Source organism: Bacillus sp. PAMC28748 (assembly GCF_014250415.1).
GTDB classification, from domain to species: domain Bacteria; phylum Bacillota; class Bacilli; order Bacillales; family Bacillaceae; genus Bacillus; species Bacillus licheniformis.
This window is the reverse complement of record NZ_CP060192.1, coordinates 2,359,676-2,374,067: the sequence shown is the minus strand read 5'-3', so window position 1 is coordinate 2,374,067 and position 14,392 is coordinate 2,359,676. Positions and strand designations below refer to the sequence as shown.

The following is a 14,392-nucleotide window of genomic DNA, read 5'->3' as shown; positions in this document are numbered from 1 at the left end:
TGAACAAAAAAAGAAATGAGGAGAAAAGCCATGACAAGAATTCCCGCCGAAGCCAGGGATATGATTGAAAAGGCGATTTACCTCCCGATGACCGTCAGCATATTAAACCGGGACATGAAAATCATCCAGCAGGGGCCGTTTAAGCTGAAAGACCCCTATCTGCATCTGATCGAACAGGCGTTAAAGCTTGCCCAGCGCGACCTGTACGACGTAAAAAATGAACTGCGCCGCCGGAAAATCAAGGTGCATGAAGTGTCGCGGGACGAAGCCTTTACGATGTATTCCTTTATATATGAGGGTTACGAAGAAGAGCATAACTACTTTAATCCCCGCATCCGCAACCAGGTATCCGCGCTTCTTGAGCACTATTTATTCAAAGCCGCTCCAGATCAATAGCGCTTTTTCAGCTCCCTGAGGATGAATTCGTATATCAGCTGATTCCGGTCTTCTTTCGGATAGAGCATAAATTCCTGTTTCTTCTGCATGGGGTTTCCTTCAATCCTGTCGATAAATTTTGTTCTCAGCCATGCCGTTCGGTAAACCTGGTTTTCGAAAGATGAGATGGATACGGGCAGCTCCAGCGTTTCCCCGTTGACAAACGTGACAAACGTGTTGTCATACTTTGCCGCGCAAAACTCGTGAACATGCGCATGGGAAAGCCACCCGCACTGAGGACGAGTTGAGGAAAATGTGGGGAAAAGAAAAATGTTGTTTGAGTGATCCACCATGATCGGCGGTTTATGGGAAACTTTAATGACTTCATATGTGCCCGCTTTTCTTCCCGCATAGCTCGATCCGAAATAGCGGCAGCTTCTTTCGATAATTTGAAACGGCTTCATATTGACGCGGAAAGTCCTGTCGGTCTCAAGTATTTTTGAGGCGGGTTTCTCCCCCTCTCCCAGAGGCAGGACAGCCATTGTCGAACTGTTTACTTCATACGTATCCTTTGTCATATCCTCTGTGCTCATTTTGATCCTCCTAATCGTTAGTAAATTTATACTATTAATCTAACATTATCCTTTACAAAACGACAGGATTTTTTCCAATTAATTTGAAAATATGTTTTTAAAATGCCATTTTTATGTTTTGTTCGATTAAATCCGTGTTTCTTTGTCCAAATATACAAACTTTTATTCTCATAAACACGCATCTCCGAATAATTTTCTAAAAATTATAAATACTTATTGATTTTTTATTGTGTAATCCATATACTATAAAAAAGGCATCAGGGGGAATCTTTATGAAAGAGAAAAAGTCGTACGCTGAGCTCATGAAGTCCCGCAATACCCAAAAGGTGAAAGAACTTGATGTAACCATCACGGATATCTACATTCAAATGGTCCTTGATGAATCGCTTTTTAAACGGCGTTTGCACACGCTGAGCAAGAAGATTAATGAAGCATTAGACAAAGGAGATAAGCAATCTTTCCTTGAGCTTTCAAGAGAATATACAGCGCTGAAAAAGCACGCATAACGGCCAATCCCAAGGGATTGGCTTTCTTATGCGAAAAAAGCCGGCTTTTTAAATAGTCCGGCCTTTTATCCGTTAATAATCGTTCCGCCGTTGACATGGAGCACCTGGCCCGTCATGTAGGAAGAATCGTCGCTGGCTAGAAACAGATAGCTCGGCGCCACTTCAGCAGGCTGTCCCGGCCGTTCCATCGGCGTTGTTGAACCGAATATTTCGACCTCTCTCTCAGTAAACGTCGACGGTATAAGCGGCGTCCAAATCGGCCCCGGTGCCACACCGTTCACACGAATGCCCTGATCGACAAGCGACAAAGCGAGCGAACGCGTAAATGATGTAATCGCTCCTTTCGTCGAAGAATAATCGATCAGCCTTTCATTGCCGGCATAAGCCGTAATCGAGGTCGTATTGATGATTGAGCTGCCTTTTTTCAAATGCGGCAGCACAGCTTTTGTCAAATAAAACATGGAAAAAATATTCGTCTGAAACGTTCGGATCAGCTGATGGCTCGTGATTTTTTCGATTCCCTTTTGCGGATGCTGTTCAGCCGCATTATTGACGAGAATATCGATCGTTGGGAATGCTTCCTTTGCCCGGCGCACCACATCGTTGCAAAAAGCCTCGTCCCCGATGTCCCCTGCAATCAGCTTGCATCCGACGCCTTCTTTTTCCACATACCCCTTTGTTTCTTCTGCATCGCGGTGTTCATTTAAGTAAACGATGACAACGTTCGCGCCTTCCTTCGCAAACAAAACGGACACGGCACGGCCGATTCCGCTGTCTCCTCCCGTAATAATCGCGGTTTTCCCAGCCAGTTTTCGCTCTCGTTTCGGCCGGTCGAAAACGGGCCGGGGATCCATCAAATACTCCAATCCGGGACGCTGTGTTTGGTGCTGGGGAGGCAGTACTTTCTTCGGCTGCTTGCTCAAAACCATTCCTCCTTCACATCGATTCAACCTTACTATTTTATGAAAACGCCCCTTTTTTATGACAAGCCGATTCAGATGCATGAATATTTCTCAATTGGGAAAATTTAAGAACAAAACGGATGCATGATGGAGGGAACTTTGTGAGCAATCAAGAACAAAAACTGCCGGACTCGCCTGAATCGTATTGGAGAAACAGTACAGACCTTCCTTCGTTCGAGGAACTGTCTGAAGATGTCAAAACAGATGTCGCCATCATCGGCGGCGGCATGACCGGACTGACGACGGCTTATTTGCTGACGAAAAAAGGCTACAGCGTCGTCTTGATCGAATCCGGACGGATACTCGACGGAACAACCGGCTATACGACAGCCAAAATCACCGCGCAGCACGATCTGATCTATGACGAACTGATCGGGCATATCGGAATGCCGAATGCGAGGCTGTATTATGAAGCAAATCTCAAGGCGCTGTCCTTTATCAAAAACCTCGTGCTTGAGCAAAAGATACCGTGCGATTTTGAAGAACAGGACGCGTGCATTTACACAACTGAAGAACAATCGGTCCAAAAACTCAGAAAGGAATATGAAGCATACCAAAAGCTCGGGATTGACAGGGAATTCATCAAAGATCTCCCCGTCCCAATTGATGTAAAAGCAGGACTCGTCATGAAAAACCAGGCCCAGTTTCATCCGCTGCACTATTTGAAATACCTTGCAGAGGCCGTCCGGGAAGCCGGCGGAAAAATATACGAAAACACGGCGTCTAAGGAAATCAAAGAAGGCGACCGGCCAAAAGTGCTGACAAGAAGCGGACATCAAATCTTCAGCGATTATGTCACGTGCTGCACGCACTTTCCATTTCATGATAAAAAAGGATTCTATTTTGCAAGGCTTGAGCCGAGCCGGTCATACGTGCTCGCCGTCAAGCCGAAAACGCCGTATCCAGGCGGCATGTACTTAAGTATAGACCAGCCTTCACGCTCGCTTCGCTCGGTGACGATCGACGGAGAAAAAATGGTTCTTGTCGGCGGTGAAAGCCACAAAACCGGCCAGGGAGAAGATACAATCAAGCATTATCAGGCGCTTGAATCATTTGCGGAAGGCGTGCTCGGCATCGAATCGATCCCTTACCGCTGGTCAGCGCAAGATTTAATCACGCTTGACAAAATTCCGTATATCGGGCCGATCTATCCGAAAGAAAAGCGCATTCTCGTCGCCACCGGATATCGGAAATGGGGCATGACAACGAGCACCCTCGCCGCGCAGCTGATGACAGATCATATCGCGGGTGAAGACAATCCTTATCAAGCCGTCTTTCAGCCGGCCCGTTTCCACCCGGATCCAAGCATCAAAAAAGCGATTTCCTACAACGCGGATGTTGCAAAACACTTTGCCGAAGGAAAACTCGAGCAGCCGATCAGGAAGCCGGAAGACCTTGTCAACGGAGAAGGCGCGGTCGTGTCGCATGCCGGGAAACGGGCGGGCGCTTATCGCGATGAAAAAGGCGAGCTTCATCTGGTTGACACAACATGCACCCATATGGGCTGTGAAGTCGAGTGGAATGATGGAGAAAAGACATGGGACTGTCCGTGCCACGGCTCAAGGTTTTCGATCGACGGCGATGTCATTGAGGGCCCTGCCGTAGAACCTCTTAAAGATCCAGAAAGCTGAGATGTACAAGTTAAAAAGTAATGAAAAATTGCCGATAAAAAGATAAATGCTGGAAATTTCAAAAAAACGGCAGTTTTATCATTAATGATTACAGGGGGATACGATCGTGTTATTCAAAAAGGATAGAAAGACAGAACGATCATTTTTTGCTGGGGAAAGCCCTGACCAAACAAAAAGAATCAGGCTCAATCAGCACGCAGAATTTAAAAAACAGCTGGCAATGGTCGATTTGACGGATGAGGATCTTTGGGTGCTGAGCAGGCTGAAGCCCTTAGTCACTGAACATATTGAAACCATCGTCACCCGATTTTATCAAAATCTTGAGCATGAAAGCTCTCTCATGGAGATCATCCATGACAACAGCTCGGTCGACCGTCTCAAAAAGACATTGACGATCCACATCCAGGAAATGTTTTCAGGCGTCATCGACGAAGCCTTTTTAGAAAAAAGAATCCGGATCGCCCACGTTCATCTTCGCATCGGACTGTTGCCAAAGTGGTATCTGGGGGCATTTCAAGATCTCCTTCTTTCAATGCTGAAGATCTTTGAAAACGCCTTATCCGATGAGGAATACAGGCGGTCTGTCAAAGCCGTCACCAAAATTCTCAACATCGAACAGCAGATCGTCCTGGAGGCCTTTGAAGACGAACACGCGAGGCTCCGCAGACTTGATGAAGAAAGCAAAAATGAACTTCACAGGCAAATTAAAGATACTTCCGGTTCTTTGGCCGCTATATTTGCCGAAACGACGGGCGCCGTACAGGAATTGGTCGACAAATCTTCCGAGATCGCCGAAACGTCAAGAGCCGGAACGAAGACAGCCGTTTCTGTCGAACAAAAATCGATCGGCGGAAAAAAGGAGCTTGAGGAACAGGAACAGCAGCTGAATCAAATGGGAAGCAGCATGACGCAAATCGAGCAGGAAATTAAAAAGCTGGAAGAAATCGCGCTGCAGATCGAAAAGATATTCGGCATCGTAACAGGCATTGCCGAACAGACGAATTTGCTTTCGCTCAACGCCTCGATCGAATCGGCAAGGGCAGGAGAGCACGGCAAAGGTTTCGCAGTTGTCGCAAACGAAGTCAGAAAGCTGTCCGATGATACGAAAAAAACCGTCTCCACCGTATCAGAGCTCGTCAATAACACAAACGCTCAAATCTCGATCGTCACGAAGCATATTACAGATGTAAATCAGCTTGTGAACGAAAGCAAAGACAAGATGTCGGAGATCAATCGCCTATTCGATGATATCGTCTCCAATATGAAAACGAGCAAAGAGCAAAGCGGCCGAATCGAAGGCGACCTGCAGTCGTTTTTAAGCGGCCTTCAAGATGTCAATGCCGCCGTATCACAAGTCGCAGTTTCAGTCGATTCTCTCGTAGAGCTGACAAAAAAATGAGGCGTTACCGTACACAGGTCAATCATGACCTGTGTATTTTTTCACATCCATACTTTGAGAAGTCTGCCGTGCAAGCAAAGATATATATTCACAGCCATCACGGCAACGCTCGACAACGATTGCAGACGTGATCGAAAAAACAGCAGAATCGGCACAGCCTGTTTGAAAAAATCATGTAAATGTTGTTCGGTGCCAGTCATATTTCGTGGTTCCGTTTTTTAAATTTAGTATAATGGCCATATCACCGAAAATGCGCACCCCAAGTTCGAAAGGAGACTTTTAGCATGACTGCGATTTGTTTGATCCGGCACGGCGAGACGGACTGGAATGCTTTAGGAAAACTGCAGGGAAGAACAGATATCCCTTTAAATGAAACCGGTAAAAAACAAGCAAAAGAAACCGGGGCGTTTTTGAAAGGGTCCGACTGGGACGTCATCATTACAAGCCCTTTAAGAAGAGCGAAAGAAACCGCTGAAATCATCAATCAATACCTCGGACTTGAAATCATCGAAATGGAGGATTTCATCGAGAGGAATTACGGAGATGCAGAAGGAATGCCATTCGAAGAAAGAATGAGGCTCTATCCTGATAAAGAATATCCGAATCAGGAATCAAAAGAAGCGCTTGCCGAACGGCTGATGGCCGGCGTTCAAAAGGTCAGTGAGCGGTATCCGGACAAAAAAGTGCTGATCGTCGCACACGGAGCCGCGATACACGCGCTTCTGTCAAAAATCTCAAACGGCGACATCAACCTGGAAAACACGAAGCTCGTCAATGCCTGCCTAAGCAACATCAAATTTCATGAAAATAAATGGCATGTGAAGGATTACAACCTTTCACACCATTTGTCAGATTAAAAAAAGACGGCATCAAGCATGCCGTCTTTTTTTATGTTCTTCGCGGCGCAGCAAATAGATAAAATACGGCCCGCCGATAACGGCTGCGATCAATCCGGCCGGTATTTCAAGCGGCGGAACAAGACCTCTTCCGGCGGCATCGGCTATCAAAAGGACGATGCCGCCGACGAGAGCTGCAACGGGAATCAAGATCTTCGTTTCAGCCCCTGCGAGCTTTCTTGCGATATGAGGCGCCATCAGCCCGATAAAACCGATCGTTCCCACAGCGGTCACAGCAGCAGCTGTCAGCAAAACCGCACCGGCAAGCAGCAGAAACCTTGTTCTTTCAAGCCGGATGCCGAGGCCGACGGCAATCCCGTCCCCTGATTTGATGATATCGAGCGGTTTTGCCGCAAGCCATATCGGAGGAATCACCAGACAGCACCATATGAAAAGAGGCAATACATCCTGCCAGCCTCTTCCCCACAGACTTCCGTTCAGCCAAATTAATGCGCTGTTGACATTCGGGCTCCCCCTTGAGATTAACAGCTGAATGCCCGAATGGCAGAAAGCATTGACCGCTATCCCGACAAGAGCCAGCCGCACAGGAGAGATCCCATTTCGATAAGCCAATAAATAGACGAGGATCGCAGCTAAAACGCTTCCTGAAAAGGCGGCGCCTGTCAGCAGAAGCGGACTTTGCTGTGAAAACAAGACCGTAACGATCACAGCGCCCAATCCCGCTCCTCCTGTAATCCCAAGCGTGTCAGGGGCGGCCAGCGGATTTTTCATCAGAAATTGAGCGACTACACCCGCGATCGAAAGCGCCCCTCCGGCAAGCACAGCGAGGAGGATTCGCGGCATTCGAAATTCCATCACCAAAAAGCGGACTCCCGCATCGCCTTGTCCTGCCAGCGATTTCAATACGTCCCACAGTCCGATGTTTTCATCGCCGATCGCCAAATTGAGTACAATGAGCACAAACAAACAGGCGAATAGCGCACAGAGAACAACCGCCGATTGTCCGCGCCGCCTTTTCGTCTTTCTTGCCGGATTGTTCATTATGCCGCCCCCTTTTTCCGTCTTCTCGCCAAATAGATAAAAAACGGCGTCCCAATCATTGCCGTGACAACTCCGACAGGCGTTTGGTACGGAAAATAGACAAAGCGGGACAAAATATCGGCAAACAGCAAAAGAACGGCTCCAAGCAATGCCGAATACGGAATCACCGCCCGGTAGTCAGCACCGATGAGATACCGGATCATATGAGGAACCATCAAACCGATGAAACCAATCGGACCGGCGGCGGAAACGGACACTCCCGCCAATGCGACAACAGTGAAGGCGATTAGCAATCTGCTGAGCCATACTTTTTGTCCCAGCCCATGAGAAACTTCATCTCCGAGACTCATGACGGAAGCCGCCCTCCCTAAGGCCAAAGCCGTCAACAAACCCGCAATGCTCACCGGAACCAATAAATGAAGCTTATCCCATGAGCTCCCCGCTAAAGAACCGGAAAGCCAAAACAATAGCGTTTCCGTCGACTCTTCATGAAAGATAAGCAGCATTTGCGTCATCGAAGCAAGAATCGCCTGAATGACAACGCCAATCAAGGCAAAGCTGATATCCCTGTCATGTTCGCTGAATACTGAGGCAACCGCGTACACGATCAGCGCGGCCGCTGCACCGCCGGCAAATGCGGCTCCCATCGCTGTCTGGGGAGCTGCAAGCGCAGGAAACATCACCGTCAAACATACGACAGCAAGCGAGGCCCCTGCATTGATTCCGAAGATGCTCGGAGATGCGAGCGCATTTCTTGTCACCGCCTGCATCAGCGCGCCCGCAGCCCCTAGATTCGCGCCGATTAATGCGGCGGTCAATGCGCGCGGAATTCGGATGGACTGAATAATCGCGTGCAATTTTGAACCGTCGTACGCAAAAACAGCCGCCCAAATATCGGACAGTGCAATCATTGACGAACCGATTGAAACAGAAAGCGCAAAACTCGCAAGCAAAAGAAAAACAAAAATGAGCGGTGCAAAACGTTTCATATATATCAAAACAGGTCACTCCTTTAGAAAAAACAAGCGCATGCTTTTTTACAAAAGCATGCGTCATCCCGTCCAACAAGCCGGCAGGCTCCTAAGATTTCTTTTGATCCTCAGACAGAAGATGCTGATCGATTTCATCCATCAGCTCATCTGCTCCGTCAATGCTGCGTCGGAGCGACCAGGCGAATCTGTCGGCTTCATAAACCTTGCCGTTTTTGACTGCGCTGAGCTTTTTCCAAAGAGGATCTTTTTCGATCGGTCTTTTCCCGTCTTCATCGACTTTATCTTTTTCTCCCGTCATCAGGACAATAACGTCGGGATCTTTCTCAAGCAGCTGTTCGAGCGTCATTTTAATATTGACGGATTCACCGTTTTCGGCATCGCCTTTGCCGCTGTCTCCGACACCGTATGTATAGCCGATTTTCGTCAGAAGCTGAGACGTGAAAAAGTTTTCATCGCGCACGGTGATTTCTTCATTTGTGTTCCCGAGCAGAAGAATGCTCTGTTTCCGGCTGCCGAATTTCTGTTTCAATTCATCCAGCTTTTGTTTATGTTCAGCCAATTTTTTCTCCATTGCGCTTTCTTTGCCGACGGCTTTCGCAATCGTAAGAGATGCATCAAGCGTGTCCTGATAATCGGCATTCAAGTTTTTGAGCGCGATTGTCGGCGCAATTTTCGACAGCTTATCATAGACGCCGCTGTGCCTGCTCGAATCGGCAATAATTAAATCGGGCTTTAAAGAAGCAATTTTTTCAAAGCTTGGCTGGGCGCGCGAACCGACTGAAGTATACCCTTTGATTTTTCCCCTGACCTTCTCGTTAATAAACTTAGGTTTGCCGTCGTCCGCAATTCCGACAGGCTTAATACCCGCATCAAGGAGCGCATCAATAAATCCCAATTCAAGAACCACAACTTTTTTCGGTTTATTCCGCACTTTCGTTTCTCCAAGATCATGCTTAACTGTCACGGAATCCTGACCGGAAGTTTTCGTGCTCTCGCTTCCTCCAGAGCAGGCCGTCATCACTGATATCATCAATAAAAATAAAATAGCAAAATATTTGTGCTTCATATATATCTCCTTTTTTGTAGTAGACGAGCTTATTATAGCAACTCCCTCCATCAATGACAATGATAATCATTATCATTTTAAAAAAGAAAGGAGCCTCCCTCTCCTTTCTACACCCTTTCATTGACAGAATCTGCTGCTTTTCTTTCTCTGCTGAGGGAAAGGATGATGACCGTAATGATCACCATCACCGTACCGGCTCCTTGAAAGGCATTGAAGGGCACACCCAGCCAGAGCGCCGACGACAGAACGGCCGCAAGCGGTTCGGCGCAGCTCAGACAGCTCGTTTCTTTTGCGGAAAGATAAGAGAGACTGCCAATGTATAGTGCAAACGCCAAAGCTGTGCCGCACAATACAACAAACAGAATGGCTGCCGCCTCTCCTGCCCCAATGTGCGAAAGGTTAAACCGAAACGGCGGAAACAAAAAAGAAAAACCGGCCCCTCCGACGAGCATTCCCCATCCCGTAACCGTCAAGGCACCGAACGATTGAATTAAACCTCCTGCAAAAACCGTATAGAAAGCAAGCGCACCACCGGACAAAACGCCCCAAACGGCGGCCTCGGCCGGAATATACAAACTGTCCGGTCTTCCGCCTGTCAAAAGAAGAAACACGCCGGAAAGCGCCAATAAAGTAAGCACGGCATCTTTCCACTTAGGCGGAAGTTCTTTTTTAACATATAGGTAAAACAATACGAAAAAAGGCGCCAAATATTGAAGAATTGCAGCAGCAGCGGCATTTCCCTTTTCGATTGAGGCAAAAAATGTATATTGGACGGCCAGCATTCCAAAAATGGAAAATACCAAAATCGAACAAATATCTGTTTTTTTCTTCCATATCTGACACACATGTTGAAATCCGTTTTTCATTGAAACATATAGCAAGAGAATGACGCCTGACGCCAGAAGCCTGACGGAGACAAGCGAGCCGGCATCAGCCGCTCCCCTTTCAAATACAAACTGTGCAGCGCTCCCCGATAATCCCCACAACGAAGCCCCTGCCAGCACCATCAATACGCCTTTCACATGAGCTGATTTCATATCTTACACCCGTTTCTGTATGCGATATATTGCATATTTTAATAGATGATCGACTAGGCCGCAACCTCCTTCGGCAAAAAATTATCTCATAAAATAAATGAATAGTATTTTCATAAAATGAATCAGACGAAGCAATCTCCTGTCATTCACGGACCCCGGGACCTCTTTCCCTGCCAGGTTGAAGCGGTCTATTCATACTTTCGAACCGAATATTTTTCTAAAACAGTTATTAATAACCAATAAATTTAAATTGGCCGTTCAAAAAAATGGGTCTACCATATAATTCATTTTTTTTCTATAATAAATTAACAGAATAATTAGAATAGAGTATATTATTCTTCTATTTCAATTATTCTGAATAAAACGGAGGAGAGTGAGTAATGATGAGGAAAAAGAGTTTTTGGCTTGGGATGCTGACGGCCTTAATGCTCGTGTTCACGATGGCCTTCAGCGATTCCGCGTCTGCTGCTCAGCCGGCGAAAAATGTTGAAAAGGATTATATTGTCGGATTTAAGTCGGGAGTGAAAACCGCATCCGTCAAAAAGGACATCATCAAAGAGAGCGGCGGAAAAGTGGACAAGCAGTTTAGAATCATCAACGCGGCAAAAGCGAAGCTAGACAAAGAAGCGCTTGAGGAAGTCAAAAATGATCCGGATGTCGCTTATGTGGAAGAGGATCACGTAGCTCATGCTTTGGCGCAAACCGTTCCTTACGGCATTCCTCTCATTAAAGCGGACAAAGTGCAGGCTCAAGGCTACAAGGGAGCGAACGTAAAAGTCGCCGTCCTGGATACAGGAATCCAAGCTTCTCATCCGGACTTGAACGTAGTCGGCGGAGCAAGCTTCGTAGCTGGCGAAGCTTATAACACCGACGGCAACGGACACGGCACGCATGTTGCCGGTACAGTAGCTGCGCTTGACAATACAACGGGTGTATTAGGCGTTGCGCCGAACGTATCCTTGTACGCGGTTAAAGTGCTGAATTCAAGCGGAAGCGGATCTTACAGCGGCATTGTAAGCGGAATCGAGTGGGCGACGACAAACGGCATGGATGTTATCAACATGAGCCTTGGAGGACCATCAGGCTCAACAGCGATGAAACAGGCGGTTGACAATGCATATGCAAGAGGGGTTGTCGTTGTGGCGGCTGCTGGGAACAGCGGATCTTCAGGAAACACGAATACAATCGGCTATCCTGCGAAATACGACTCTGTCATCGCAGTTGGCGCGGTAGACTCTAACAGCAACAGAGCTTCATTTTCCAGCGTCGGAGCAGAGCTTGAAGTCATGGCTCCTGGCGCAGGCGTGTACAGCACTTACCCAACCAGCACTTATGCAACATTGAACGGAACGTCAATGGCTTCTCCTCATGTAGCGGGAGCAGCAGCTTTGATCTTGTCAAAACATCCGAACCTTTCAGCTTCACAAGTCCGCAACCGTCTCTCCAGTACGGCGACTTATTTGGGAAGCTCCTTCTACTATGGAAAAGGTCTGATCAATGTCGAAGCTGCCGCTCAATAACATATTCTAACAAATGGCATATAGAAAAAGCTAGTGTTTTTAGCACTAGCTTTTTCTTCATTCAGTTGAAGACTGTTCAATATTTTGAATCCGTTCCATTATGGTCGGATGGCCGTATTTAAAAATCTTGACGAGAAACGGCGGGTTCGCCTCGCTCAACCCGGCTTTTGAGAGCTCTTGAAAAGTCGCAACCGCTGCATCGCTGTTGTTCGTCAGTTCAATCGCATACTGGTCAGCGGCTTTTTCCTGATGCCTCGAAACTGCGTTTGTAAATGGAGAAGACGCGAAAGAGATGACCCCCATCAGCATCAGGAGAAGCGGGAGTGCGGCAAGATCGGATTTTCCTGCAATATGAAGGCTTTTTCCATAGCGGCCGATGATCCGCTTGTACAGCTTGTCGATCACATAAAAGACGGCAAGGGATAAAAGCAGGTACCCGCCGAGTCCTATGTAAACATGCTTCATCACATAGTGCCCCATTTCGTGCGCCATAATGAATAAAATTTCCGGCTCATCCAGCTTGTTCAGCGTGGTATCCCAGAGCACAATCCTTTTATTGGCGCCGATCCCTGTCACATAAGCATTTAACGCATTCGTTTTTTCAGACATGTTCACTTCATAGACGTGATTCGCAGGAATATCTGCCTGATCGGCCAGCTTCAGAATGCTTTGTTCGAGATCTTTATTTTTCAGCGGATAAAAGTCATTGTATAAAGGATCGATGACAACCGGCTGAAGGAAAAATAAAAACAGCGTAACCGGAACCGTCAGGCACCAGGCATAAAACCACCAGCGTTTTTCATGCTTTTTGATCAAAAAGTAAAAGACGATCACCGCCGCAGCCGTTATCGGAAAGCTGATCCAGAAGTCGATCACCTGGTCTTTGATCCAGCTCGCGGTTGTCTGTGTTGATATGCCGTAGTCAAGCGAATATTGATAGCTGATCCAGTCAAGCGGCAAAGAAACGATCGTGACGATCAGAAACAAAGCAAAAACATATGCCGTTATTTGAATCGTTCTCCGCTTTGACGTCTGCTCCGCCCAATTCTTCATTTTCTTCGATAAACCGGCAATCAACAATATTAAAAATAAGAACCACTCAAACGGAATCCGGATAAAAAACAGAAAGTCCTTTATTTTCGAGTACTCTTCCGTCAGCATGAGTTCCCTTTCGTTCATAAATGTCGCCGGGTCTGCGCTTGTCCCTTTCAGCGCCTCGGGAACGGAGGGTTCACCGGCCATAAAGAGATACCAATAGAAAAAAAGGCCGTACAGCACATACAGGAGAACGGCTCCCGCGATCCATTTCCGCATGGCGAATCACTTCCTCTCACATAGCAGTTACTTCTATTGTAAGCTTTTCCTGTGAAAGTTAGAACCAAGCCTTACAATGAGAGCAAGAGGCCGGCCCCTGCGAGCGTCAAAATCGTCCCCATCACGACGACTATGACGCTTGCTCCAAAATAGGAAAATAAAAATGCGATAAGAGCGCCGGCAAGTCCATAGAGCATACCGCTTTGCACCGAAAAAATTCCAGGAAAAATGAGAGCTCCTAAAACGGCGTACGGCACATTTTTCAGCACGCGCTCCAAAAATCCGGGAAGCTTCAGGCTTTCAAAAGCAATGAGGGGCAACATCCGCGGCACATATGTAACGGCAGCCATGCCGATAATCATCCAGATGATCGGACTAAACATAGTTTCTCTTCCCCTCTGTTCTAAATTGGTACAGCCATTCGATCAGGATGGCGGATAAAAGCGTAGCGCAGACGATCGACCATCCTGCCGACAACATTCCGTTCATTTGGAAAACCGTATTGAATAGCGCGGCAGCTCCCGCCAGCAGCAGGACTTTGCGCTGTTTTTTCAAAGGCGGCACCAACAATCCGATAAACATGGCATAAAGGGCGATGCTCATGCTTTCCTGAAGAACAGCCGGCATGGCGGCTCCTGCAAAATGCCCGGCCGCACTCCAAAAAACCCAGCTTACATAGCCGATCGAGCCGAGGCCGATCATGTACCCGGTCGTCAGCTTTTCCTTTCTTAAAGCAGCGACGGCAAACGATTCATCTGTCACCGCGAAAAATGAGTAAAACGCTTTTTTCCAAGGCGAATCTTTTTCTACCAATTGATTCAAAGTCGCTGAAAATAAAAAATGTCTGATGTTCACAATGAACGTCGTCATGACGATTTCGATGATTCCTGTCTGAACGGCAAGCATGCTCAGAGACATATACTGGGACGCTCCTCCGAAAACAAGGGCGCTCATCAAAAACGTTTCAAAAAGCGACAGCCCCGTTGTTTTTGCCAAAAGCCCGAATGTCAAGGCGACCGGGATGTAGCCGACGGCAAGGGAAACCCCTGAACGAAGCCCGTCTAGAAAGTTGAGTGAATCCTGCTTTTCCATCTTGACA

At 47.3% G+C, this 14,392-nt stretch carries 15 protein-coding genes and 1 pseudogene; 7 read left to right on the top strand and 9 right to left on the bottom strand.

All coding sequences use genetic code 11. The features are described 5' to 3' along the window. The first annotated feature begins 30 nt into the window (after positions 1-30). The gene (locus H7F26_RS12115; protein WP_003180357.1) at positions 31-396 is read left to right on the top strand and encodes a YhjD family protein; all 366 of its coding nucleotides are present in this window, start codon (positions 31-33) and stop codon (positions 394-396) included. On the opposite strand, the gene H7F26_RS12110 is transcribed toward H7F26_RS12115, so the two are convergent. Beyond that, a complete protein-coding gene (locus H7F26_RS12110; RefSeq protein WP_003180354.1) occupies positions 390-968 on the bottom strand; it encodes a competence protein ComK in 579 nt (192 codons plus the stop codon). The genes H7F26_RS12115 and H7F26_RS12110 overlap by 7 nt on opposite strands. Positions 969-1,240: 272 nt before the next feature. On the opposite strand from H7F26_RS12110, the gene H7F26_RS12105 reads away from it, so the two are divergent. After that, positions 1,241-1,474 (top strand): IDEAL domain-containing protein, encoded by a 234-nt coding sequence (locus H7F26_RS12105; RefSeq protein WP_003180353.1) that lies wholly within the window; start codon positions 1,241-1,243, stop codon positions 1,472-1,474. Between the two features lie 65 nt (positions 1,475-1,539). Here H7F26_RS12105 and H7F26_RS12100 read toward each other — a convergent pair whose 3' ends face one another. Further along, entirely contained in the window at positions 1,540-2,397 is an 858-nt protein-coding gene (locus H7F26_RS12100) for an SDR family oxidoreductase (protein ID WP_003180352.1), read from the bottom strand. A gap of 119 nt (positions 2,398-2,516) precedes the next feature. Between H7F26_RS12100 and H7F26_RS12095 the strand changes: the two genes are divergently transcribed. From H7F26_RS12095 to H7F26_RS12085, 4 genes and pseudogenes are all read left to right on the top strand, one after another. Further along, positions 2,517-4,067, top strand: coding sequence for an FAD-dependent oxidoreductase (locus H7F26_RS12095; RefSeq protein ID WP_044051823.1), 1,551 nt, complete (start codon positions 2,517-2,519; stop codon positions 4,065-4,067). A gap of 220 nt (positions 4,068-4,287) precedes the next feature. Then, positions 4,288-4,659 (top strand): annotated as a pseudogene (locus H7F26_RS22250) (protoglobin family protein); the annotation flags it as partial. A gap of 300 nt (positions 4,660-4,959) precedes the next feature. Continuing rightward, positions 4,960-5,466, top strand: a complete 507-nt coding sequence (locus H7F26_RS22245) for a methyl-accepting chemotaxis protein (protein WP_370539003.1) — start codon at positions 4,960-4,962, stop codon at positions 5,464-5,466. A gap of 284 nt (positions 5,467-5,750) precedes the next feature. After that, entirely contained in the window at positions 5,751-6,323 is a 573-nt protein-coding gene (locus tag H7F26_RS12085; protein WP_003180347.1) for a histidine phosphatase family protein, read from the top strand. 12 nt (positions 6,324-6,335) lie between these two features. Here H7F26_RS12085 and H7F26_RS12080 read toward each other — a convergent pair whose 3' ends face one another. The 4 genes from H7F26_RS12080 to H7F26_RS12065 form a co-directional block, all read right to left on the bottom strand. Next, positions 6,336-7,364, bottom strand: a complete 1,029-nt coding sequence (locus H7F26_RS12080; RefSeq protein WP_003180345.1) for a FecCD family ABC transporter permease — start codon at positions 7,362-7,364, stop codon at positions 6,336-6,338. Then, on the bottom strand, positions 7,364-8,362 hold the full coding sequence (locus H7F26_RS12075) for a FecCD family ABC transporter permease (RefSeq protein ID WP_003180342.1): 999 nt from the start codon (positions 8,360-8,362) through the stop codon (positions 7,364-7,366). The genes H7F26_RS12080 and H7F26_RS12075 overlap by 1 nt, the downstream gene beginning before the upstream one ends. 82 nt (positions 8,363-8,444) lie before the next feature. Beyond that, positions 8,445-9,422 carry an ABC transporter substrate-binding protein gene (locus H7F26_RS12070; RefSeq protein ID WP_003180341.1) on the bottom strand — a complete coding sequence of 326 codons (978 nt, stop codon included), beginning with the start codon at positions 9,420-9,422 and terminating at the stop codon, positions 8,445-8,447. 107 nt (positions 9,423-9,529) lie between these two features. Then, positions 9,530-10,459: a DMT family transporter gene (locus tag H7F26_RS12065; RefSeq protein WP_011197729.1), complete on the bottom strand. Its 930-nt coding sequence runs from the start codon at positions 10,457-10,459 to the stop codon at positions 9,530-9,532. A gap of 383 nt (positions 10,460-10,842) precedes the next feature. Between H7F26_RS12065 and H7F26_RS12060 the strand changes: the two genes are divergently transcribed. Next, positions 10,843-11,979 (top strand): S8 family peptidase, encoded by a 1,137-nt coding sequence (locus H7F26_RS12060; protein ID WP_026080796.1) that lies wholly within the window; start codon positions 10,843-10,845, stop codon positions 11,977-11,979. 57 nt (positions 11,980-12,036) lie between these two features. Here H7F26_RS12060 and H7F26_RS12055 read toward each other — a convergent pair whose 3' ends face one another. The 3 genes from H7F26_RS12055 to H7F26_RS12045 all read right to left on the bottom strand — a co-directional run bounded on the left by H7F26_RS12055 (position 12,037) and on the right by H7F26_RS12045 (position 14,385). Continuing rightward, the gene (locus H7F26_RS12055) at positions 12,037-13,293 is read right to left on the bottom strand and encodes a M48 family metallopeptidase (protein WP_017474236.1); all 1,257 of its coding nucleotides are present in this window, start codon (positions 13,291-13,293) and stop codon (positions 12,037-12,039) included. A gap of 71 nt (positions 13,294-13,364) precedes the next feature. After that, on the bottom strand, positions 13,365-13,676 hold the full coding sequence (locus H7F26_RS12050; RefSeq protein ID WP_003180315.1) for an AzlD domain-containing protein: 312 nt from the start codon (positions 13,674-13,676) through the stop codon (positions 13,365-13,367). Beyond that, positions 13,669-14,385: an AzlC family ABC transporter permease gene (locus H7F26_RS12045; RefSeq protein WP_011197726.1), complete on the bottom strand. Its 717-nt coding sequence runs from the start codon at positions 14,383-14,385 to the stop codon at positions 13,669-13,671. The genes H7F26_RS12050 and H7F26_RS12045 overlap by 8 nt, the downstream gene beginning before the upstream one ends. Positions 14,386-14,392 lie beyond the last annotated feature (7 nt).